This is a genomic window from Rhodovulum marinum, assembly GCF_004343075.1.
GTDB lineage: Bacteria > Pseudomonadota > Alphaproteobacteria > Rhodobacterales > Rhodobacteraceae > Rhodovulum > Rhodovulum marinum.
This window is the reverse complement of the sequence record NZ_SLXP01000010.1, coordinates 104,601-125,294: the sequence shown is the minus strand read 5'-3', so window position 1 is coordinate 125,294 and position 20,694 is coordinate 104,601. Positions and strand designations below refer to the sequence as shown.

Sequence of the window (20,694 nt, the reverse complement as noted above, 5' to 3'; positions counted from 1 at the left end):
GTGCTAGGAGTCCGTCGCCTTTCTGGTTCACTTCTGGTTCCTGCGTTTTCTTTCCTTCTCTCCTCATCATTTATTTTTCCTCCCCCCCCCCCCCCCCCCCCCCCCGCCCCGCCGCCGCCCCCCCCCCCCCCCCCCCCCCCCCCCCCCGGTCGGCTTGCCGCAGGCAAGCCGAAACCGGATCGCTAGCGGATCAGCACCGGTGCCTCGCCCACGTAACGCCCGTCCTCGGCGGCGGTCACCAGGAAATGCGCGACATCCCCGCGCGAGATCAGGCCGTTGCGCCACTCTTCCGGCGTGACCCGAACCTCGTAGGCATGGCTTGCCGGGCGGTCCATCAGGATGCCGGGCCGCGCGATGGTCCAGTCGAGGTCCGAGGCCTTGATCAACGCCTCTTGCACGTCCTTGTCCGCATAGGCCCGGCCGAGCAGCGTCTTGAACGGGATCTTCTCCACCGTGCTCATCTTGACCTTGCTGTCGCCCGCACCGAATCCCGTGACCACCAGCAGCCGCTTGACCCCGGCCGCGGCCATCGCCGGCAACAGCACCCGGGTCGCGTCGGAGAACAGCGTCGTGGGACCCAGGCCCTTCATCGTCTTGGGCACGCCCAAGGCCATGATCACCGCGTCGACACCCTTTAGCGCGCCGGCGATATCCTCGGCGTTCAGCGCGTCGCCCGCCACCTTTTCCAGCTTGGGGTCCTCGATCGCGATCCCCTCGGCGCCGCGCGCGAAGGCGCGCACCTCGTGGCCCCGCTCCAGCGCGTAACGCACGGTCTCAAGGCCGATCCCCTTGCTTGCCCCGATCACCAGAAGTCGCATGTCTCACCTCCTTGGTTGCGCCAAAGATAGGGCCGGTTTCCCGGATTCCGAGGGCGCGGCGCGAAACACCGCCTTGCCGTTGTGCGCGACGGGGCGGCGCGGCAACCAAAAAAGCCCCGCCATGGGGATGGCGGGGCAAGGTGTGCGCCGCGGCTGGGGAACCGCGGGCACAGGCGGTAAGGGTCGAAACCTAGTTCGGGCGCTCGGCCATCTCGGCGCGGACCTGCTGGCGCAGGAGGTCGATGGGCACGGTCTTGCCGTCACGCTTGAAATGCCAGTAGGTCCAGCCGTTGCAGGACGGCGCGCCCTCCAGCGCGGCGCCCACCTGGTGGATCGAGCCGGTCATCGCGTCGCCCACCAGCGTTCCGTCGGCGCGCACCTTGGCGGTCTTGCCGCGGGGCGAGACCAGCACCTCGCCCGGGCGCAGCATGCCGCGTTCGACCAGCTGGCCGAAGGGCACCCGCGGCTCGGCGCGTTTCGAGGCCGACACCATCAGCGCATCGCGGTCGTACTTGCGCACGCGCGACAGCCGTTTCTCGGCGACCTTGCGATAGCTTTCCTCGCGCTCGATCCCGATGAAGTCGCGGCCCAGCATCTTGGCCACCGCCCCGGTCGTGCCGGTGCCGAAGAACGGGTCCAGCACCACGTCGCCGGGGTTCGTCGTGGCGACCAGCACCCTGTGCAGCAGGCTTTCGGGTTTCTGCGTCGGGTGCGCCTTGTCGCCGTTCTCGTCCTTCAGCCGTTCATGCCCGGTGCAGATCGGCAGCACCCAGTCGCTGCGCATCTGCACGCCCTCGTTCAGCGATTTCAGCGCCTCGTAGTTGAAGGTGTATTTCGCCCCCTCTGACCGCGAGGCCCAGATCAGCGTTTCATGGGCATTGGTCAGCCGCTTGCCGCGGAAATTCGGCATCGGGTTCGACTTGCGCCAGACCACGTCGTTCAAGAGCCAGTAGCCCTGGTTCTGCAACTCGGCGCCCAGCCGGAAGATGTTGTGATAGCTGCCGATCACCCAGATCGCGCCATTGGGTTTCAGCACCCGGCGCGCCGCTTTCAGCCAGTCGCGGGTGAACCGGTCATAGGCGGCGAAGGTGTCGAACTGGTCCCAGTCGTCATCGACCGCGTCGACCTTGGAATTGTCGGGGCGGTGCAACTCGCCCTTGAGCTGCAGGTTATAGGGCGGGTCGGCGAAGATCAGGTCGACGCTGGCCTCGGGAAGGCCGTTCATCACCTCGATGCAATCGCCGGGCAATATCGTGTTGAGCGGGAGCGCATTCGCCCCTTTCGCCTTGGTCATCTGTCTCACTGCCTCTCGATGCCGCGCCCGTTTTCGGACGTCGTTCTTGACGCAGTTAATCTGAGTCAAAGCCGATTCGGCGTCAATTTCTTTTTTGAATCAGTCACTTACTGTTTTCTCTTGATACAAGATATTGTGCACCGGGCGGAACGAACGTCTATGATGTGGGCTGACCCCAATATCTCGAAGCGCGGCCAGATGCGCTTTGGTGCCATAGCCCGCGTTCCGGTCCCAGCCGTAGCCGGGAAACTGTTGCGCAAGTTCCACCATGATCGCATCGCGGGCCACCTTGGCCACGATCGAGGCCGCCGCGATCGACAAACAGCGCGCATCGCCCTTGACCACGGCGCGGCCCGGGCAGGGCAGGTCGCGGGGCAGCATGTTGCCGTCGATCAGCGCCAGGTCGGGGGGCGTGGGCAGCCCCGCGATGGCCCGGCACATGGCCAGGTGGCTGGCGCGCAGGATGTTGAACTCGTCGATCTCGGCGACGCTGGCATGGGCGACCGAGACCTCGGCCCCGGCGATCAACGCCTCGGCCAGCGCCGCGCGACGGGCCGCGGTCAGACGCTTGGAGTCGGCCAGGCCGGGTGGGATCGCGGCGGGGTCGAGACGCACGGCGGCCGCCGTCACGGGCCCGGCCAGCGGCCCGCGCCCGACCTCGTCGACACCGACGATCACGCGGGCACCCGCGGCGCGGGCCTCGGTTTCCAGGGTGAAATCGGGGGGCTGGTTCGGCATGGGGCCAGAGAAACCCGCATTCGGCCCGCCTCACAAGCGGAAAGGGTGGGGGCGGAGGGCACAGAACGCAAACCAATCCCCCCGCCCCCGGACGGGGCACCCGTTTGCCGGTGCGCCCCGCCCACTGCTCGCCGGCGCCGGTCAGCGGCGCCAGCCCTCGACCCGGAAGCCCGCGCGTTCAAGGCAGCGCAGGGAATAGGCGTCGCGCCCGCCATTGCGGCCGCGCAGCGGCATTTCGCACCGGTCGGGCAGCCGATGGACGCCCTCGCGGCGCAGGCAGCGTTCGACCGCAACCCGCCGCGGCCCCTCGCGGGTTTCGACGGTGCGCACGCACTGGGCCGGGATCGCCCGGCTGCGCGCGGCGCCTTGCCAGCCCTGCCGGTCGTCGCGCCCGCGATCCGCCCGGCGGTCGTTGTCACGCTTGTCGGTGTCGATGCTCTCGGCGATGCCATACAGCACGAGCGCCCCAAGCAGGGCCTTGGCGATGTCATCATCGGCGCGGGCGGGCGTGGCGGTCATCGGCGTCAGCGCGATGGCGGCGGCGAGAATCGGCGCGATAAGGGTGCGTGTCAGGGTCATGTCGTCGGTCCTTTCGTGATCGGGGTGGCGGGCGGCACCTGTCCACCCGGTCGAAGCGATGGGATCACGATCCGGGCAGGCCGGTCTGACAGGCAATATCGCCGTCTTGCTATCGGATAACCGGCCGCGCATCGGGTCTTTGGGTGACGCTTGTTATTGAATAGCCGCGCGCCGTGGCACATGCTCGCCCCATGAAACCGCGTCTTTTCCTTGCGGCGGTACTTGCCGTCGCCGCGCTTGCCGGGGCCGCCCAGGCCCAGTGCTATGCCGATTACAAGGCCAAGCAGGACAACCCGCTGCGGCTGCATTACGGCGTGATCGAACTGCCCGCCGCGGCCTGCGGCAGCCGCGGCGACGCGGGGCGCGAGATCGACCGGCGCATCGCGCGCGACGGCTGGCAGTTGCTGAACGTCATGTCGATCTTCGGCGCCGACGGTCTGGCCGAGCGGAAGGCCAGCGCCGGACCCTATTTCCTGCGCTACTGAGGCCCGGCGGATGGCCCCGGCCCGCGATCCCGCCACGCCCGCGCGCCCGCTGCAGGCCGGCCGCGTCGTCGTCGCGGGGATGGTGGCCATCGTCGCGATCCTGTTGGGCGCGGCGGTTCTGTTGTTCGTGAACCTGCCCGACGCCAACGCCTTCAACGCGCGGGTGGAACGCATCTTTATCCAGAACGACGACCTGACCTCGGGGGCCGAGATCAAGTTGCTGGAGATCCTTGCGCAATCGGGCACGGCGTTTTCCGATGTTCTGGCCTCGTACCGTATGGTGATTTTCGTGCTGCTGGTGTTTTCCGCGGCGCTGCTGATCGCGGCGCTGGTGTTCCTGGTGACGATCATCACCCTGAACCGGCGCATGTCCGAGATCGAGCGGGCGGGGATTCGTGTCTCGTCGCTGACGGTGAACCGCGCCGAGAACACGGTGATCCTGAACGGTATGGCGTTCAAGCTGACGGGGGCCGCGATCGAGACGCTGTCGGTGCTGGCCGAGGCGCGGATGGATGACGACATGCTGTCGGGCGCCGAGATCGAGGCGGTGATCTCGGGCCGCCGCGCCGAAGACTGCGACGAGGCCGCGGGCGCCACCCGGATCAAGCGGCTGCGCGACGCGCTGGGCAACCAGATGGTCAGCGAACTGTTGATCAAGAACGTCGCGCGGCGAGGCTATATGCTGGCCATCGACAAGGACGTGATCCGGATGACCTGACGGTTCGGTGTTGCGGGGCTGGACGCGGGCGCCCGGGCGCACCAAGATCGGCCCATGCGCCGCATTGCCAGACTGTTCCTTGGGGTGATCCCGTTCCTTCTGCTTCCCGCGGTCGCGGTGGCGGACGAGGTGCGGCTGACCCGGGATGCGCTGGTGCCCGTCGGGCCCTCGCTGTGGGCCGCTTCGGGTATCGCGCCACCCGAGGAGGACCGGTCGCTGCCCATCGTCGGGGCCGGCAATACCGCGGATGGTGCGCGCCTTTTGCGTCACCTGGCGGGTCGGTCCGACATCAACGGCTTTGCTGGCATCCTTTACGACAATCGTGACCGGGGGCATTCGACACTGGCGCCCGACCTGTTTCCGCGGCTCGCCCGCCTGGCCTATGGTCCCGACCTGGTGGCGGAGGGCCTGGATTACGGGTTGGCGGGGCGGATCCTGTTGCCGGGTGTGGTGTTCGGCAATTCCTCGACCGCGATCACCAGTGGCCCGGTGCCGCGCAGCCAAAGCCGGCTTGCGATGACCAGCGCGCTGGGCCAGGCACTTTCGGCGCGCCTGTACGAGCGCAACGCCATCTATGTCTATCCCGAACACCGCGACCACGATGCCGAGGACCTTTTCCCCGCGAACTGGCCTTACACGCTGACCAGCCAGGGGTCGTCCGGGTCGGATCGCCGGTTGCTGATCGCCATCGCGATGACGTTGGCGGCCTTTCCCGCCGATACCTTTGCCGCGATGCGCGACAAGGGGCTTGTCGCGCCGACGGTGCAGATGATCCTGCGGCGCAACCTGGCCACGGTGTCGTCGCGCGAGGACTACCTGACCGGGCAGGCGCACCCGACCGTGTTCAACCCCACGCAGGTTCGGATCGGGCGCATGGTGGCGCAGGCGGCCGACCTTGCGGCCGATGCGATCCCGCCCATGGTGCGGCTGCGGGTCATGGAGGAGGGGTTTCGCCCGCAGGCGGGGCTGGCCGGGCTGGACGAGCGGCTGTTCGATACGCCGTCGGCGATCGCACGCATCTGGCGCGGGTTCGAGTGGCAGCGCGAGATGGTCGTGAGTGCCGGGCAAACCCAGGATCCGAACGGGCGCCCGCTGCGGTTCGAGTGGCGCCTGCTGCGGGGCGATCCCGCGCGGGTGCGGATCGAGCCCATTGCGCCGGACGGCCGGACCGCGCGCATCACCGTCGCCTGGCACGACCCCTTCGAGACCCCCGCACCCGAGGGCGGCGAGGACTATGACCGGCGGGTAAGCTCGCGCGTGGACATCGGCGTTTTCGCGGAGAATGGCGTGCAGGACAGTGCGCCGGCCTTTGTCTCGGTCAGCTTTCCGGCCCACCAGAAGCGGCGCTATGCCGAGATCGCCGGCGAAATGCGTCTTGTCTCGGTCGATTACGATGCCCGGGCGCGAGGCGCCTATTACGATCCCGTGCTGTTCTGGTCGGCGCCGTGGGCCGACCGGGCGCGCCATGACGCATCGGGCGCCCTGGCGGGATGGGACCGGACCCTGAGCGATGGCCGGAGCCTTGCGGTCCCGCCAAATGGCGCGGCGGCCCCGGACAGCGATGCGCCGCCGGCCTACCGAATCGACCGCACCGACCCCGCGCAGCCGGTGCTGCGCCACGTCGTGGAGTGATGCCGCATACCGTCGCGGGCGGTCACATCACCAGAGCCCCTCTGAAAGATCGCTCCCTTTCAATTCAGCTTACCCGATCTGGTCCGCCCGGGCGGGCGCACTTCACCGCGGAGCGGGTTTCCCATGCCTGTTCAAAATCTTAAACCAATTCATCCCAGCTAGTATTTCACGCCGAAGAGGCCTTTCAAACCTTGTCCTATTCGTTTGCGCGTTGGCAATTTCCCCGCTGTTTTCTGGCGGGTGCAGATATCCTGAAAGCGTGCACGATACGCGTGAAGGGCCGATGGGTCCCACAGGGTTGCTTCCATTTGCGAGCCGCGGTCGATTTGTGACGCGATGGCAGACCAGTGCGCTGTCAGCTCGGCGGATGCTGCCTTCTGGCTTTGCAAAAACGTCGCAGACAGGGCGTCGCGGTCGATCCGGCGGACTGCCCCCGGGACCTTTTTCCAGCTTCGGACCAGCGTTTCGGGGGCGCCCGCGCGATGCACGGCGCCGCTGAACTTGATCATCTTTCTTGCCACCACGACTGCCGGCACGCCAAAGGCGGCAGCCGTTATGTAGCCATGCATCGACGAACCGACATAGAAATCCGAGCGGGAAATCGCCGCGCAAACCTGCCTGAGGCTCTGCGGCCGGTCCAAGATGATTGGTTCACGCGACAGGTATGGCGTGATGGCCCGGGCGAAAACATCGTCCTCGTGGCATGGGCCGATGGCCACAAGAATGGGCCGTGCGTCGAGCGCGTCGCACAACCCGTCGATTATGGCCCCAAGCGCGATATCCCCCACGTCTTTCGTATAGCGCCGGTTGAGGTGGATCGCGACATGCCGCCCGCAATCCCCCGGCGTTCCGCCCGTCAGGGCGGCGAACGTGCTGTCAAGTTCATCCGCGGTCCAGAGCGAGGGCAAATCCCAGGCGGAGTCCGGCACGACGGCGATCTCGAGATCGGGGCAAATGTTCTGCAGGTATTTTCGGCTTAGCTCATCGCGCACGCTTAGATAGTCGGTACGCAGAAGCGCCTCACGCGCAATTTCGGCGAATTCTGTCCCGATGGGTCTGGGTACGCCGCAGGCATTCCAGAGCACGGGCACGTCCTTTCCTGCCGCAAGCGCCGCACCGATCCACAGGTCGGCGTAGCCACGAATATCGGCGCCGCACTTCCGGTATCTTGCCAGCGACGAGGGGTTGGGATGGATGATGTTTCCCCCGCCCACGATAATCCCGCGACATTTGGAGCCAAGAAGGCCCTCGAGTGGTGCGGAGGACACGCAATCCGACCAGACCGGGTTTCCGCCGCAGGGGCTGACCGGGCGAACCTCGTATCCGGGCAGTCGTTTCGCGAGCAGGAGCGGGAACAGCAGATCCCCGTAGTTCTCGACATCAAACGTGCCGGTGTGCGCAAGGTAGGCCATGTGTCAGAATTCTCGAAGGCTGAGCGATTTATGCTGGCAAAGCGGGAGATACAGTGGCTTCTGTAAGGTTCTTTGGCAGTGATGGGGACGCGATGCGAGCGCAACCGACAATAATGCTTGCGAACGAAACAGGCCATACCTCGAATCCTGGATGCCGAGCGGTCAGTCGGGGCTACGAAGACCTTTGTGCGATGACCGGACTTGATCGCAAGATCACGCTTCCGCTCGGTCTCTGGGCAGAACATTTCAAGGAACTCGCTCCCTCGTCGCGGGACTATCTGATCAAGGAGAGAGGCGCCTATCCCCGCGGCAGCGACCAGCCAGCCCGTCTGGATTTCGACCGGTGGCGTGCGATACGCGACGCACTCAGCGCCCGCGAGACGTGGTTCGCCGCGCAGCTGCGCGAGGTCGAAGGGCTGGTCGTGAATGCCGAGGGATCCATTCATCACAATCTGCCGCGTGCGCTGGCCCTGGCCGCGATGATAGACATAGCGAAGGAGGCCGGGTTGCCGGTCGCCCTCATGAATGCGACGATCCAGGGGATGGACCGCTCGCTCATGCGAAGGGTGATGCCGGGCATCGGCCTGTGTCAGCTTCGTGAAGACCATTCCCTTCGTGAGGTTTCCCCCTTTTTGGCAAGCGCTTTCACCTCTCCAGACATCGCCGTTTTCGCATTGCGTGCAATGTCGCCGCCACAGCGCGCCCGGGCCGCGATGGAGGGTCGGCGATGCATCGTCTCGCATGGGGTGCTCGCGAATGAGAAAACGGTGCGCGAGACGATCAACGTGGTTCGAAAATGCGGCTTCGATCCAACCTATCTGTCGATCGGAGACGGCCAAGAGACAGAGATGGTGTCGCGCCTTGCGCCAAGGATGAATTTGGCGGTTCTTCATGCCGGCGAGATTGGCCTCGAAGATCTCATGGAAGAAATCGCCAAGTCCGCCCTGGTGATCTCTGGGCGCCATCACGTCAATATCTTTTCCATGTTCTGCGGCGTCCCGATCGTGCCGCTGCCATCGAACACTTGGAAGATAGAAGCGACCTTGCAGATGGCTGACTATCCGGTTTCGGTCGTCTCCTCCCCGAAGAACCTGAAGGCTGCGATCGATAGCGCCTACGCGGAACGAATTCCACTTGGCGAAGCCTCGGAATACGGGTTTTCGAGGCTGGTCGAGAAGTCCAGGGAACTCCCGGAAAGGGTGACGTCATGGATATCGTAACGCCTTTCGATTTCGTCGCGGAGTTCGCGGACGGAAAAAAGGTGGCGGTGATCGGCAATGCGCCGACCCTCGAAGGGAGTGGTCTGGGCGCGTGGATCGATTCCCATGATATCGTGGTCAGATTCAACGATTGCCGTGTGACCGGGTACGAGAAGGATGTCGGTGCACGCACCGAGATCCTCGTCTGCAACCCCTACGCGGAGACGCGACCCGATCGGCGTGTCGGAGACGCGGTGTCACCGCGGATGGTGGTCGTCATCACCCCGATGACCCGGCGGGGCGTGAAGGCCGATTTCGAACGCTGGATTGGAGACTATCCGGTGCTCTTTTCCTACGCGCCCGATATTCAGATCGACTGCGGCGACAGGCGGAAAATCTCTCTCACGACCGGAACCTATGGCCTTGTTCTGATGGCCAAGCTGCTTAAGCCTGCGGCCATGTCGGTCACCGGCTTTACGATGTTCTCGCCGGGAACGGATTTTCACTACTGGAGTTCTGTCACGCCGTCGGGGGTGAAGGCCCATACTCCGGCAACAGAGGCGGGCATCTTCGCCGACATCCTGAACTCTTTCGGGTTCCCGGTGACGATCACGCCGGAAATCCGGCAGATTTTCCAGTCGAGTGGACGAACCGTCGGCCGCAGGGTTCGCGAATACGGAAAGCGCTCGTGGTTTGGCAGGGTAAGGTAAGGCGCGGCCTGTTTTCTGGCGAACCGAGGGGCGTGCGCGGCGTCAGCGGATTTTCCCGATGACCCTGGCGATTTCCCGGGCCCGATTATCGAAGCTGTGGTTGTGCCTTACATGCTCGGATAATGCGTTTCGCTCTTGCCGACAGAAATCCAACGCCTGCTCAAGCCGACGCGCGAAAGTGTCGGGTGTGTACCGGAAAACGGCGTCCCGCAGGTCTTCGGGAATGCCGGGCATGTCCTCGTTCAAGACGGGCCGTCCGCAGGCCAGAACATCGTACAGACGATTGGAAACGAATCCATGGGCAAGCATGGATGGATGGTGGTCGTTCAGGACAACGCGCGCGGATGCGTAATGCGCGCCCAGAACCGAATATGGGAGTTCCCTGCCGCAAAAGACCCCGTCAGGAAGCCGACCCTCCCAGTTTCGCCCCCAGACGCACAAGGAATGCCCCGTCTTCAGGGCCAATTCCACGACCGGCCGTTCGAAGTCTTTCCTCCGGTTGCCGACGAAAAGCACTTCTGCCTTCCGCGCAGCATCGAAGCGGTCGGGGGAGAAGAGCGAAGCATCGGTGCATTGCGGAAGCCATGACACTGAAGCGCCGCGGGCCTTGAGCTTTTGCGCATAGGGTTCAGAGGCGACGAAGATGTGTTCTGCTTCTTCGATCTCCTGGTCTGTCAGTTTGTCGGGCTGAGAAATGAGCCATATGAAAAGAGGGCGGTTCCCCAGGCGCCTCCACGGTTTTGAGCCCCGAAGCACCAGATCGATTTCTTTCCGCCAGAACAGCCGTTGCGGCACCACACGGCGCACGACCCCGCCCGTTCGGCGTTTGGCCGTGGCGATTTCCACGGTCAGGCCCATTGCGGTCAACGCTTTCGCAAGCGACTGGCCAAAATACCAGTCCCCCCAGATCTTGCCCGGTCGCGGATCCGGACAGGGCAGGCACAGGCGGAGAGGCCACGTCAAGACTTTCTAGTCCCCTGCAATAACAGCCGCGTTCCCGCGTTAAACTGCAGCTCGCCGTCGTTCCTGCGATCGCGTTTCATCGAAAAAGGGTGCGGATAGCCGGCCAGAGGGTGCAGCTTTGCCAAGGTGAGATCAAGTGTCGATTTCGCCGGCGATCATCACGGATGACGGCCATGACGACACCTGGCTGGCCGGTCCGTCGCTCCGGGCTGCGACGACCTTCTGCTGCCCTCTCGGGATGGAACCGCGGCGCCTCGGCGCCCGCTGGGACGATGGCGACGACCCGGCCTTCGGTCCGTTCCGCGACCTGCTGCGTGGGCGGGTCCTTGACATCGGGCCTGTCCCCGGCGGGCGAGGTCGTCCTTGGGCAACCTCAACCGGAGCGGCGTCTGCATCCCGCCCTTGCCGCCGCGCGCAAGATCGGTGGCGGCACCCGGGCTGGTGCCGATCCTGCCGGAGGGCGGGGGCAATTGCCGTGGAAGACGACCGGCCACTCGTCTGCAGAACCTTCGACGCGAAACGATATGCGCCCCTTCTCGCGACAATTCCGCAGTTCGTCGTTTCGACGGCGATGTGCAGCGCGATGGGGGCGAGACGGTCGGAAGTGCAGGCGCTGGCCGATGACGACGCCCGGGAGGACATGCATCGGGCAAGCGTCCGCTTCGGTTGGCGGCCCCGGCAGGACTCGAACCTGCAACCTATCCCTTAGGAGGGGATTGCTCTATCCTGTTGAGCCACGGGGCCGCGCGGCGTCTTTGTCCCCGGAAAGCCGCGCGCTTGCAAGCCCGCATGCGCTTGGACTTTTCCACGGTCGGCGTTTAACTAGGCCGATCCGCCCCGACAGGAGCATGCGCGCCCGTGACCATCTCCGACCCGCCCCGCCCGCGCCGTCCGCTGACGCTGCGCGACGTGTCCGAGGCCTCGGGCGTCAGCGAGATGACGGTCAGCCGTGTGCTGCGCGACAGCGGCGACGTGTCGGCCAAGACCCGCGCCCGCGTGCTGGAGGCGGCGAAACGGCTGGGTTACGTGCCGAATCGAATCGCGGGCGGGCTGGCCAGCCAGCGGGTGAACCTGGTCGGCGTCATCATTCCGTCGCTGTCGAACATGGTCTTTCCCGAGGTGCTGTCGGGCATCAACGAGGTGCTGGAGGACACGCCGCTGCAGCCGGTGTTCGGGCTGTCGCGCTATGACCCGCCGCACGAGGAAAAGGTGGTGTTCGAGATGCTGTCCTGGCGGCCCTCGGGGCTGATCGTGACGGGGCTGGAGCATTCGGATGCCTCGCGCGCGATGCTCAAGGCCGCGGGCATCCCGGTGGTCGAGATCATGGACCTGGACGGCGAGCCGGTGGATTCGGTGGTGGGTATCTCGCACCGCCGCGCGGGCGCCGAGATGGCGCGCGCGATCGCGGCGGCGGGCTATCGGCGGATCGGGTTCCTGGGCACCAAGATGCCGATGGACCACCGCGCGCGGAAACGCTTCGAGGGGTTCACCGGCGCGTTGGCGCGGGCGGGCATCGAGGTCGCCGCCCACGAATTCTATTCTGGGGGGTCCGCGTTGAAGGTCGGGCGCGAGATGACGCGCGCCCTGCTGGACCGCAGCCCGGACCTGGATTTCCTGTACTACTCCAACGACATGATCGCGTCGGGCGGTCTGTTGTATTGCCTGGAAAAGGGGCTGGACGTGCCGGGCAAGATGGGGCTGGCGGGGTTCAACGGGATCGAACTCCTGGACGGGCTGCCGCTGAGGCCCGCCACGATGGACATCCAGCGCCGCGAGATCGGCCGCCGCGCGGCGCGGATCATCGCCGATTGCGTCGAGCGTGGCCTGCCGGGTGCGGGAGAACGCGTCGCGCTGAGTCCCCGGATCGACCCGGGCGACACCCTGCGCGCGGCGGGTCCGGTGGGCGGTGGACAAGGTCGGGACGATCATGTTTAACCCCGCCCACCGCACGTCCCGCCCCGGCGGCTATCGATGAGGCCCCCCATGCCCGCCGTTTCGATCGTGATCCCCATGAAGAACGAAGCGGAGAACGTCACGTTCCTGCTCGACGAGATCGCCGAAGCCTGCGCCAAGCTGGACAGCCACGAGGTGATCGTGGTCGACGACGGGTCGACCGATGCCACAGCCGAAACGGTGCGCGCGCGAATGGCGGGCGACCCGTCGCTGCGCCTGTTGCGCCACCCGGCCTCGGGCGGGCAAAGCGCCGCCGTTCACAGCGGCGTGACGGTCGCCCGCGCGCCGGTCGTCTGTACGCTGGACGGTGACGGGCAGAACCCGCCGGCGGAACTGCCGAAACTGTGGGCGCCGCTGCTGGCCGACACGACCGGGCGGCTGGCCCTGGTGGCCGGGCAGCGTGTGGGGCGGCAGGATACCGCCTCGAAGCGCTGGGCCTCGCGCTTTGCCAACGGGCTGCGGGCGCGCATTCTGCACGACGGCACGCGCGACACCGGCTGCGGGCTGAAGGGGTTCCGGCGCGATGCCTTCCTGCAACTGCCCTATTTCGACCATATGCACCGCTATCTGCCCGCGCTGTTCAAGCGCGACGGCTGGGAGGTCGCGCTGGTCGATGTCGCCCATCGCGGGCGCCATGCCGGCACTTCGAAATACAACAACCTGCAGCGTGCGCTGGTGGGCCTGCACGACCTGGTGGGCGTGGCCTGGCTGATCAAGCGGCGCAAGAAGGCGCGGGCGACCGAGGAACCGGCGCATGTCGATTGAGACCCTGTTCGCCTGGCTGCATGTCGCCAACTGGGTCGAGTTCTGGTGGGTGATGATCGGCCTTGGCGGGCAGCTGATGTTCACCGCGCGGTTCCTGGTGCAGTGGATCGCCTCGGAACGGGCGCGGGATTCGGTGGTGCCGCTGGCGTTCTGGTATTTCTCGCTCGCCGGCGGGGCGATCCTGTTCGCCTATGCGGTCTATCGCAAGGACCCGGTCTTCATCCTGGGCCAGTCGATGGGCCTGTTCATCTATTCCCGGAACCTCTGGTTGATCCATGCCAAGCGGCGCAGCGCCTGAGCGCGCGGGCTGGCTGATCGCCACGCTGGCCGCGGTTATCGCGATCACCTCGGCGCGCGTGGCGTTGTTGTGGTTCAACCGCATGGACCTGTTCGTGGACGAGGCGCAGTACTGGCTGTGGGGGCAGGAACTGGCGCTGGGCTACTACTCCAAGCCGCCGATGATCGGCTGGGTGATCCGCGCGGCGACCGAGCTGGCCGGCAGCGATGCGCCGTTCTGGGTGCGGCTGCCCGCGCCGCTGTTCCATGGGGTGACGGCGCTGGTGCTGGGCTGGATCGCGCATGGCCTGTGGGGCGCGCGCGCGGCGTTCTGGGTGGCGCTGGGTTACGTGACGTTGCCGATGGTGGCGGTGGGCTCGATCCTGGTTTCGACCGATACGGTCATGTTTCCCTTCCTCGCGCTGGCCCTGGGCGGCTGGATCAAGGTGCTGCGCGGTGGCGGGCGGGGCTGGGCGATTGGCACGGGCCTCGCGCTGGGCCTGGCCTTCCTGTCGAAATACGCCGCGGTCTATTACCTGCTGTGTGCGCCGCTGGCCGCGTTGCTGATCCGCGCGGCGCGGCCCCGGTTACGCGCGGCGTTGACGGTGGTGGGGGTTTTCGCGTTGACGATTTCACCCAACGTGGTCTGGAACCTGCTGAACGGGCTAACCACGCTGCAGCACACGCTGGACAATGCCGATTGGGTGCGCGACCCGGGCAGCCGCGCGGGGCTGAACCTGGGCGGGCTTGCGGAATTCCTGGCCAGCCAGTTCGCGGTTTTCGGGCCGGTGCTGTTCGGTGCGCTGCTTTGGCGGGCGCTGCGGGGGGCGCGGGCCTGCGACATGGCGCGGGTGATGCTGGTCTTTTCGCTGCCGATCGTCTTGATCGTGTCGGGGCAGGCGCTGCTGTCGGGGGCCTATGCCAACTGGGCGGCGGCGGCCTACCTGGCGGGCGCGCTGGCGGTGCTGCCCTGGCTGCGCCCGGGCTGGCGGGCGGCGTCCTTTGCGGTGAACGGTGCGGCGAGCCTGGCGCTGCCGGTCCTGGGCGTGTTCGCGGAACAGGCCGCGCCCGGCGGTCGGCCCCTGCTGGAGCGGTATCTGGGCCTGGACGAGATGAGCGGCCAGATCATCGCCCTGGCCCGCGAGACCGGCCACGCGGTCGTGGTGGCCGATGACCGCGATATCCTGGCCGACCTGTTCTATACCGGCCGCGAGTCGGGGCTGGCCTTTCTGGCGGTGCCGCCCGTGGGCCGCGCACCCCATCACTATGCGCTGAACTATCCGGTGCCCGAGGGGCTGGAGGGGACGGTGCTGTATGTCGGGCGGAACCGTGCCCCGGCCTGCGATGCGGGCGCTGTGCCCCTTGCGGTGATCGCGCCGGAAAGCGGCGCCTATCGCGGCACGCAGGTCGGCGTTTTCGAAGTGCCCGCCGATTGCTGGCGGGTGAAACGGTAAGGGGCGGCAGGTCGCCCCGCCGCCCCTCCATCGCCGCTGAAGGCGCGGGCCGTCAGCCGTAGACCAGCCGTGGCAGCCACGTGATGACCTGCGGGAACAGCATGCAGATCACCAGCCCGACCAGTTGCAGGAACAGGAAGGGCAGCGCCGACTTGAAGATGTCGCTCATCGGGATTTCAGCAGGTGCCACGCCGCGCAGGTAGAACAGCGCATAGCCGAAGGGCGGCGACAGGAAGCTCATCTGCATGTTCACGAGGTAGAGCACCCCGAACCACAGCACCAGGTCGTTGGGGTCGGACAGGCCGAAGGCCTGCGCGCCCAGCGCCTTGATGATCGGCACGAAGATCGGCACGCAGAGCAGCAGGATACCGACCCAGTCGAGGAACATCCCCAGGATCACCAGCAGGATCTGCATCAGGATCAGGATGCCCCAGGGGCCGAGGCCCGTCGCGGCCAGGCTGTCCTGCACGAATTGCTGCCCGCCCTCGAGCACGTAGAGCCCGACGAAGATCGTCGCGCCGAACATGATCCAGATCACCATGGCGCTGGCCTTGAGCGTGGTCACGCAGGCCTCGCTTATGGTGTACCAGTCCAGCTTGCGGTGGATGGCGGCCACGATGAAGGCCCCGAAGGTGCCGATGCCGGCGGCCTCTACCGGGGTCGCGATGCCGGTGAAGATCACCCCCAGCACCACGATGATCAGGACGATGGGGGCCGACATGTTGCCCAGCAGGCGCAGCTTTTCGCCCGTCGAGATGCGTTCCTCGACCGGGATCGGCGGGCCGAGCCGCGGGTTGATATAGCTGCGGACCACAACGTACAGGATGTAGAGGCCCGACAGCATCAGACCCGGGATCACCGCGCCGATGAAGAGTTCCCCCACCGACTGTTCGGCGACGACCGCGTAGATGATCGCCAGGATCGAGGGCGGGATCAGGATGCCCAGCGTGCCGCCGGCCATGATCGAGCCCATCGCGATCTTGGGGTCGTAGCCGCGTTTCAGCATGGCGGGCAGGGCGATGATGCCCATCGTCACTACCGCCGCGCCGATCACGCCGACCATGGCCGCCAGGATCGTCGACGCCAGGATCGTCGCCGCGGCCAGGCCGCCCTTGACGCCCCCCAGCACCTTGTAGATCACGTCGAACATGTCGTTGATGATGCCGGCCCTTTCCAGCATCGCCGCCATGAAGATGAACAAGGGGATGGCCGATAGCTGATAGTTGGTCATCAGCGGGAATATTCGGCTGGGCACGATGTTGAGCGCCTGCGCATCGCCCAGGATGAACAGGAACACGCAGGCCAGACCCCCGGTGACGAAGGCCAGCGGCAACCCGGCCATCAGCAGGGCCAGAAGGCTGCCGAACATGATCAGCGTCAGCCACTCGATACCGATTTCAAGACCCATGTCTTACGCTCCCTGCCGGATGGCCTGGATGTCCTTGCCAAGCTTCGAGATACCCTGAAGCACCAGCAGAAGACCGCCCATCACCATCACCCATTTCATGGGCCACAAGGGCACCTCCCATTCGTTGAAGCTGATCTCGCCCCAGCGGATCGCCGGATCGGTCCACTGGTCCAGCGTCAGGCTGCCCAGCATTTCGAACAGCGTCATTTCGCTGCGCGCCCAGTCCGAGATGATCGAGTTGCCCGAGGGCACCGCGATCGCGTCCATGGCGAAGATCCACGAGGTCACCAGAAGGGTGCCCGCGAAGATGAAGAAGAAGATCGAGGTCACAAGGTCCGCCCAGGCCTTTTTCGGGCGCGACAGCGGCGCATAGAAGATGTCGACCCGCACGTGGCTTTCGGTCAGCATCGCGTAGGCGCCGGCGATCAGGTATTGCATGCCGAACATCAGGTACATCGCTTCGTGCGCCCAGTTGGTGGGGCTGTTGAACACGTAGCGGGCGATGACCTCGTAATAGTAGACGAACACCGCGATCACGGCCCAGTAAGCGACGAACTCGCCGCAGAACAGCGACAGCCGGTCGATCCAGTTGGTGGCGTATTCGCGGTCATGCTTGGGGCCTTCCTCGGCCTCGGCGGCCTCGAGCGCCAGCTCGGCCTCGGTCTTGGCGATATGGGGCGGCAGCTTGGCGTTGGCCTTGCGCACCATGAACGGCAAGAGCAGCGCGTCGATGGCGAGGAAGACGAGGATCGCGTAAAGGGCATAGCCCGCCCGGCTGGACCACGCTTCGCGCATCTCGGCGGCCTCGGCGCGGGCCGGTCCGAACTCGGCCACCGCGGCGCGGGCCTCGTTCAGGCGCTCTTCGCCCTTGGCGATGGTTTCCTGTGCCCGGTCCAGGCGCCGCTCGGCGCTGCGCCGGGCGAAGCTGCCCTCTTCGGTCGCGGCCAGTTCGGCCTGCAAATCGGCGAGGCTGGCAAGGGCCTCGGCCACGCGCGGTTCCTCGCGTTCGACGGTGCGTTCGGCCACGCGCAGCTGGTTGGCCATGTCCGACAGGACCGACCGGGCCTGTTGTTCCTGCACGTTGGCGAACAGGATGAAGACGAAGATCGGCAAATAGACCAGGCCGACGAGGTTCTTGAGATAGAAGCGGTGCAACCCGATGATCCCGCCGGTGACGAGGATCAGGTACCCCAGCGCGGTGGAATAGCGCTGCTCTTGGGCCCGCGGGCGGCGCGCCAGCACCATGGCGATGATCGGAAAGCCGATCAGCCCGACCCAATAGAGCCAGTGCGGCAGCGTGAAGCTGAGACCAGGCATCTTTCAGTCCTGCTTGTCCAGAGGTGGAAAACGCCGCCCGGAACGCGACGTCGCGCGCGCTCCGGGCGGTCCTGGGTATCGCGGGATCAGACCGCGATCAGAGGTCGAGTTCCAGCCCTTCGACCTGGTCGGGCGTGACGTAGCCCAGCGAGCCGGACATCATGTAGTCGAGCTGGATCTTGAACACGCGGGCCGCGTTCTTGTCGCGGTTGGCGTATTTGAACCAGATCGGCACGGCGACCTCGGTCATCAGGTCCACGTCGTCCTGGGACAGGCGCGTGACCTCGGTGCCGTCGGCCTCGAACTTGGCCCAGGCCTCCTGGTCGGCCTTCTGGATCGCGGCATAGTGCATGTCGGAGTAGACATGCGTTTCCATCTCGACGAACTTCTTCATCTGCGGCGACAGCGCGTCCCACGAGGCCTGCCCCACGGTGATGTCCATGATGTCGACGGGCTGGTACAGCGACATGAAGCCCGGCGGGCCCATCACGATGTAGTTGGTCACCTGGCTGAAGCCGAGCGCGTAGTTCACCGCCGGGCCCACGTAGTCGGCCACGTCGATGGTGCCCTTTTCCAGCGCGGGGAAGATTTCCGAACCCGGCAGAACCGTGGTTTCCGCCCCGATCTCGGTGAAGACTTCGGCCACCATGCCGCCCGGCAGGCGCATCTTGCGGCCGGCGAAATCGTCGATCGAGCGGATCGGAACCTTGGAATGGATGATGTTGGCGTCGTGGTGCACCGGCCCCACGAAATGCATGCCCTGCGCGGCATACAGTTCACGCGCGATTTCCAGGCCGCCGAGACCGTAGTAGAAGGTGTCGAATTCCGACGGCTGGCGCAGGCCAAGCGGGATCGACGTCAGGAAGGTCGCCGCCGGGATGATGCCCTGGGCGTAGATGGTGAACGGATTCACCGCGTCCAGCACGCCGTTCTTCACCGCGTCGTACAGTTGAAAATCGCCGACGACATCGTTCGCGCCGAAGGGCTGGAAGGCCAGCTCGCCGCCGGTCTTCTCGACAATGGTGGCGCACCAGTCCTTGAAGATCTGAAGGCCGGCGCCGCCGGGCCAGGACGTCTGGATCTTCCAGGTGGTGCCGTTCGCCTGGGCGCCGGCGATATGCGGCGCGGCCAGCGTCGCCGCACCGGCGCCGGCAAGGGTGCGCAGCGCGTGGCGCCGCGTTGTCGGTCTGTTGGTCATGGTATCCTCCCAAGTCTGTCAGGCCCCGAAGGGCCCCGCGGGCATACTAGGCGCATGCGTTCAAATTGGTAAAGGAACTTTTCCAAAGCCGGGGCCTTGGCGGCCGATGGGGGTGGGCTTTCCATGGCACGTCCCATGGGCAGACCGACCGCGCCGCCGAATCCCCCCGCCCTTTGCGACGATCGCGACTCGGCGGCAGGGGCCGACCGGCGCGTTGGTGGTGGTGGCAGGTCTGCGGAAACAGGATCCCGTGACGAGGCCCGCTGGCAACGTGGTGTGCCCCACCCAAGGGGTGCGGCTGGCTGGGGATCAAGTGGTGAGCCGTGCAGGAGTGAAATTTCTTCGCCAGATCAAGGTTCTACGAAGGCGAACCGTCTTTCGCAGCGCCCTGAAAGGAAAGGCAATTTTTCCGGTCTGGCGAACCGTGATGAAGCCCTAGGGCGCAGCTTCTGCCCCTGCGAATTCCTTGGCCCGGCCTGGTCGCTGGTCCCGAATTCCGGCTGGTGCGGGACGATGGACGAGGCCCGCCGCTGGGCCGAGGGCGCACACGAGCAATACCGGAAGGCCGTCGCGCTTGCTGCCTTCGAGGCCATGAGCCCGGAGAATCAGGTGGCGTTCCTGCGCTACGTCCAGACGCAGAGGGCCGCGGCATGATGCACGCTCAACGGCTCACCTTCGGCGGCGCAGGCGCTTCTCTGGCCGAGACCAAGCTTCATGCGCGGATCGACTTTTCGGACGACGATGCAGCAATTTCAGCGATGCTCTCCGCGGCGACCCGCGACCTTGAGGAATTCGCAGGGATAGCACTTCTGACCCAGACGATCCGCGTCCGCATCCTGGACGGCTGGCCCTTAACGCGCGTGATCCATCTGCCCATCGGGCCGGTGCAGGACGGCGCCAGCGTAGCGGTGACGGCGGACGGCGAGACCTTCGCAGGTTTCGACCTTTGGCCAGGACAACGCGCCCGCCTCATCCTGACGGACGACCTTAGCACAGACCTCGCCGCGGCCGAGCTGGTGATCGAATATCCCGCCGGGTTCGGCGGCCTTGAGAATGTTCCTGACGATCTGCGCCTAGCCGTCATGGATCAGACATCGGCACTCTACGACGCCCGCGGCCCGGGCAACCCCAAGACCCTCGCCCTGTCGCCGCACGCTGCGCGGATCGCGGCTCGATATCGCGGGGTGCGGCTATGACCGACCGCGAGCTCGACGAGATCATGACCGTCCACTGGCCGCACGTCCTGCGCAGCGTGATGGCCGATGGAAGCGACGAATGGATCAAGGGCTTTGCCAAGTCCATCGCCAAGCATGGCAAGCGGCCCGGCTGGCGACCGAGTGCACGGCAGGCGTCCATCATGTGCCGCCTGGTGGCAGAGGTGCGCCAGAGCACGGCGGCGGAACTCGAGGTTTTGGAGAGGTGAATGAAGCGGCGACCCTGCGCGCCACCATACGCAGGGCCGAGATGTGGGGTTCGGGTCAGCAACGGTGGCCCACATGTCGGCAAGCCTACCACGGGCGGGATCAAAGGCAAAGGGCAGTCCGAAAGGTTGAGGCCCGATCCCCGGCGCAGCGTTCGAGCGTCGCAAGCAGCAACCGACCGACCGGCAGGAACGCATGACCGGACGGGCCCAAAGCGATGGACCGGCTCCGTTGAGCAGGAACACACGCAGAGGGCATGGGGACTGCCACGGCCGCGCGCTGTGGGCAGTCGTCCTATGCCCTTCGCTCCGAACCTCACCATTGAGCAGGTGGGCAGGGTGCAACGGTTGAGAC

General features: G+C 66.0%; 21 protein-coding genes and 1 tRNA gene. 12 read left to right on the top strand and 10 right to left on the bottom strand.

Features of this window, described 5'->3' with window-relative positions:
• Positions 1-182 precede the first annotated feature (182 nt).
• From EV662_RS14985 to EV662_RS14970, 4 genes are all read right to left on the bottom strand, one after another.
• Positions 183-818, bottom strand: a complete 636-nt coding sequence (locus EV662_RS14985) for an NAD(P)-dependent oxidoreductase (RefSeq protein ID WP_132464265.1) — start codon at positions 816-818, stop codon at positions 183-185.
• Between the two features lie 190 nt (positions 819-1,008).
• Complete coding sequence (locus EV662_RS14980) at positions 1,009-2,112, bottom strand: site-specific DNA-methyltransferase (RefSeq protein ID WP_132464262.1); 1,104 nt, start codon at positions 2,110-2,112, stop codon at positions 1,009-1,011.
• Positions 2,113-2,211: 99 nt separating this feature from the next.
• Positions 2,212-2,850: a ribonuclease HII gene (locus EV662_RS14975; protein WP_132464259.1), complete on the bottom strand. Its 639-nt coding sequence runs from the start codon at positions 2,848-2,850 to the stop codon at positions 2,212-2,214.
• A gap of 141 nt (positions 2,851-2,991) precedes the next feature.
• Positions 2,992-3,429, bottom strand: a complete 438-nt coding sequence (locus tag EV662_RS14970; RefSeq protein ID WP_132464256.1) for a hypothetical protein — start codon at positions 3,427-3,429, stop codon at positions 2,992-2,994.
• 191 nt (positions 3,430-3,620) lie between these two features.
• On the opposite strand from EV662_RS14970, the gene EV662_RS14965 reads away from it, so the two are divergent.
• Genes EV662_RS14965 through EV662_RS14955 form a run of 3 tightly spaced genes read left to right on the top strand, consistent with a single transcriptional unit; the run spans position 3,621 to position 6,264 of the window.
• A complete protein-coding gene (locus EV662_RS14965) occupies positions 3,621-3,914 on the top strand; it encodes a hypothetical protein (protein WP_132464253.1) in 294 nt (97 codons plus the stop codon).
• Between the two features lie 10 nt (positions 3,915-3,924).
• Positions 3,925-4,632, top strand: a complete 708-nt coding sequence (locus EV662_RS14960; protein ID WP_132464250.1) for a winged helix-turn-helix domain-containing protein — start codon at positions 3,925-3,927, stop codon at positions 4,630-4,632.
• A 54-nt stretch (positions 4,633-4,686) separates the two neighbouring features.
• The gene (locus EV662_RS14955; protein ID WP_132464247.1) at positions 4,687-6,264 is read left to right on the top strand and encodes a hypothetical protein; all 1,578 of its coding nucleotides are present in this window, start codon (positions 4,687-4,689) and stop codon (positions 6,262-6,264) included.
• A gap of 158 nt (positions 6,265-6,422) precedes the next feature.
• Here EV662_RS14955 and EV662_RS14950 read toward each other — a convergent pair whose 3' ends face one another.
• The gene (locus EV662_RS14950) at positions 6,423-7,676 is read right to left on the bottom strand and encodes a polysaccharide pyruvyl transferase family protein (RefSeq protein WP_132464244.1); all 1,254 of its coding nucleotides are present in this window, start codon (positions 7,674-7,676) and stop codon (positions 6,423-6,425) included.
• A gap of 191 nt (positions 7,677-7,867) precedes the next feature.
• Between EV662_RS14950 and EV662_RS14945 the strand changes: the two genes are divergently transcribed.
• Positions 7,868-8,896, top strand: coding sequence for a polysaccharide pyruvyl transferase family protein (locus EV662_RS14945; protein ID WP_165915607.1), 1,029 nt, complete (start codon positions 7,868-7,870; stop codon positions 8,894-8,896).
• Positions 8,884-9,585 (top strand): glycosyltransferase family 29 protein, encoded by a 702-nt coding sequence (locus EV662_RS14940; RefSeq protein WP_132464238.1) that lies wholly within the window; start codon positions 8,884-8,886, stop codon positions 9,583-9,585. The genes EV662_RS14945 and EV662_RS14940 overlap by 13 nt, the downstream gene beginning before the upstream one ends.
• A 42-nt stretch (positions 9,586-9,627) precedes the next feature.
• Here EV662_RS14940 and EV662_RS14935 read toward each other — a convergent pair whose 3' ends face one another.
• Complete coding sequence (locus EV662_RS14935) at positions 9,628-10,443, bottom strand: glycosyltransferase family protein (protein ID WP_132464235.1); 816 nt, start codon at positions 10,441-10,443, stop codon at positions 9,628-9,630.
• A gap of 772 nt (positions 10,444-11,215) precedes the next feature.
• Positions 11,216-11,292: transfer RNA gene (locus tag EV662_RS14930), tRNA-Arg, on the bottom strand.
• 114 nt (positions 11,293-11,406) lie between these two features.
• Between EV662_RS14930 and EV662_RS14925 the strand changes: the two genes are divergently transcribed.
• The 4 genes from EV662_RS14925 to EV662_RS14910 are packed head-to-tail and all read left to right on the top strand — an operon-like array spanning position 11,407 to position 14,996.
• Positions 11,407-12,483, top strand: a complete 1,077-nt coding sequence (locus EV662_RS14925) for a LacI family DNA-binding transcriptional regulator (RefSeq protein ID WP_243695869.1) — start codon at positions 11,407-11,409, stop codon at positions 12,481-12,483.
• 48 nt (positions 12,484-12,531) lie between these two features.
• On the top strand, positions 12,532-13,266 hold the full coding sequence (locus EV662_RS14920; RefSeq protein WP_207903624.1) for a glycosyltransferase family 2 protein: 735 nt from the start codon (positions 12,532-12,534) through the stop codon (positions 13,264-13,266).
• Positions 13,256-13,564, top strand: coding sequence for a lipid-A-disaccharide synthase N-terminal domain-containing protein (locus tag EV662_RS14915; protein ID WP_132464229.1), 309 nt, complete (start codon positions 13,256-13,258; stop codon positions 13,562-13,564). Before EV662_RS14920 ends, EV662_RS14915 begins: the two co-directional genes overlap by 11 nt.
• Complete coding sequence (locus tag EV662_RS14910) at positions 13,542-14,996, top strand: ArnT family glycosyltransferase (protein ID WP_132464226.1); 1,455 nt, start codon at positions 13,542-13,544, stop codon at positions 14,994-14,996. Before EV662_RS14915 ends, EV662_RS14910 begins: the two co-directional genes overlap by 23 nt.
• A 52-nt stretch (positions 14,997-15,048) precedes the next feature.
• Here EV662_RS14910 and EV662_RS14905 read toward each other — a convergent pair whose 3' ends face one another.
• The 3 genes from EV662_RS14905 to dctP all read right to left on the bottom strand — a co-directional run bounded on the left by EV662_RS14905 (position 15,049) and on the right by dctP (position 18,919).
• The gene (locus EV662_RS14905) at positions 15,049-16,404 is read right to left on the bottom strand and encodes a TRAP transporter large permease (RefSeq protein WP_132464223.1); all 1,356 of its coding nucleotides are present in this window, start codon (positions 16,402-16,404) and stop codon (positions 15,049-15,051) included.
• 3 nt (positions 16,405-16,407) lie between these two features.
• Positions 16,408-17,721, bottom strand: coding sequence for a TRAP transporter small permease subunit (locus tag EV662_RS14900; RefSeq protein ID WP_132464220.1), 1,314 nt, complete (start codon positions 17,719-17,721; stop codon positions 16,408-16,410).
• A 97-nt stretch (positions 17,722-17,818) separates the two neighbouring features.
• Positions 17,819-18,919: a TRAP transporter substrate-binding protein DctP gene (dctP, locus tag EV662_RS14895; RefSeq protein WP_132464217.1), complete on the bottom strand. Its 1,101-nt coding sequence runs from the start codon at positions 18,917-18,919 to the stop codon at positions 17,819-17,821.
• A gap of 513 nt (positions 18,920-19,432) precedes the next feature.
• Between dctP and EV662_RS19930 the strand changes: the two genes are divergently transcribed.
• Genes EV662_RS19930 through EV662_RS14880 form a run of 3 tightly spaced genes read left to right on the top strand, consistent with a single transcriptional unit; the run spans position 19,433 to position 20,342 of the window.
• Positions 19,433-19,573 (top strand): hypothetical protein, encoded by a 141-nt coding sequence (locus EV662_RS19930; protein ID WP_243695868.1) that lies wholly within the window; start codon positions 19,433-19,435, stop codon positions 19,571-19,573.
• On the top strand, positions 19,570-20,115 hold the full coding sequence (locus tag EV662_RS14885) for a head-tail connector protein (protein WP_132464214.1): 546 nt from the start codon (positions 19,570-19,572) through the stop codon (positions 20,113-20,115). Before EV662_RS19930 ends, EV662_RS14885 begins: the two co-directional genes overlap by 4 nt.
• A complete protein-coding gene (locus EV662_RS14880) occupies positions 20,112-20,342 on the top strand; it encodes a hypothetical protein (protein WP_132464211.1) in 231 nt (76 codons plus the stop codon). Before EV662_RS14885 ends, EV662_RS14880 begins: the two co-directional genes overlap by 4 nt.
• Positions 20,343-20,694: the final 352 nt, after the last annotated feature.

Excerpts from the sequence above, each read along its gene's own strand:
- EV662_RS14970 (WP_132464256.1), bottom strand. The coding sequence starts at position 3,429 with ATGACCCTGACACGCACCCTTATCGCGCCGATTCTCGCCGCCGCCATC.
- EV662_RS14955 (WP_132464247.1), top strand. The coding sequence starts at position 4,687 with ATGCGCCGCATTGCCAGACTGTTCCTTGGGGTGATCCCGTTCCTTCTG.
- EV662_RS14985 (WP_132464265.1), bottom strand. The coding sequence starts at position 818 with ATGCGACTTCTGGTGATCGGGGCAAGCAAGGGGATCGGCCTTGAGACC.
- EV662_RS14980 (WP_132464262.1), bottom strand. The coding sequence starts at position 2,112 with ATGACCAAGGCGAAAGGGGCGAATGCGCTCCCGCTCAACACGATATTG.
- EV662_RS14960 (WP_132464250.1), top strand. The coding sequence starts at position 3,925 with ATGGCCCCGGCCCGCGATCCCGCCACGCCCGCGCGCCCGCTGCAGGCC.
- EV662_RS14920 (WP_207903624.1), top strand. The coding sequence starts at position 12,532 with ATGCCCGCCGTTTCGATCGTGATCCCCATGAAGAACGAAGCGGAGAAC.
- EV662_RS14950 (WP_132464244.1), bottom strand. The coding sequence starts at position 7,676 with ATGGCCTACCTTGCGCACACCGGCACGTTTGATGTCGAGAACTACGGG.
- EV662_RS14885 (WP_132464214.1), top strand. The coding sequence starts at position 19,570 with ATGATGCACGCTCAACGGCTCACCTTCGGCGGCGCAGGCGCTTCTCTG.
- EV662_RS14900 (WP_132464220.1), bottom strand. The coding sequence starts at position 17,721 with ATGCCTGGTCTCAGCTTCACGCTGCCGCACTGGCTCTATTGGGTCGGG.
- EV662_RS14940 (WP_132464238.1), top strand. The coding sequence starts at position 8,884 with ATGGATATCGTAACGCCTTTCGATTTCGTCGCGGAGTTCGCGGACGGA.
- EV662_RS14965 (WP_132464253.1), top strand. The coding sequence starts at position 3,621 with ATGAAACCGCGTCTTTTCCTTGCGGCGGTACTTGCCGTCGCCGCGCTT.
- EV662_RS14915 (WP_132464229.1), top strand. The coding sequence starts at position 13,256 with ATGTCGATTGAGACCCTGTTCGCCTGGCTGCATGTCGCCAACTGGGTC.
- dctP (WP_132464217.1), bottom strand. The coding sequence starts at position 18,919 with ATGACCAACAGACCGACAACGCGGCGCCACGCGCTGCGCACCCTTGCC.
- EV662_RS19930 (WP_243695868.1), top strand. The coding sequence starts at position 19,433 with ATGGACGAGGCCCGCCGCTGGGCCGAGGGCGCACACGAGCAATACCGG.
- EV662_RS14975 (WP_132464259.1), bottom strand. The coding sequence starts at position 2,850 with ATGCCGAACCAGCCCCCCGATTTCACCCTGGAAACCGAGGCCCGCGCC.
- EV662_RS14905 (WP_132464223.1), bottom strand. The coding sequence starts at position 16,404 with ATGGGTCTTGAAATCGGTATCGAGTGGCTGACGCTGATCATGTTCGGC.
- EV662_RS14910 (WP_132464226.1), top strand. The coding sequence starts at position 13,542 with ATGCCAAGCGGCGCAGCGCCTGAGCGCGCGGGCTGGCTGATCGCCACG.
- EV662_RS14880 (WP_132464211.1), top strand. The coding sequence starts at position 20,112 with ATGACCGACCGCGAGCTCGACGAGATCATGACCGTCCACTGGCCGCAC.
- EV662_RS14935 (WP_132464235.1), bottom strand. The coding sequence starts at position 10,443 with ATGGGCCTGACCGTGGAAATCGCCACGGCCAAACGCCGAACGGGCGGG.
- EV662_RS14945 (WP_165915607.1), top strand. The coding sequence starts at position 7,868 with ATGACCGGACTTGATCGCAAGATCACGCTTCCGCTCGGTCTCTGGGCA.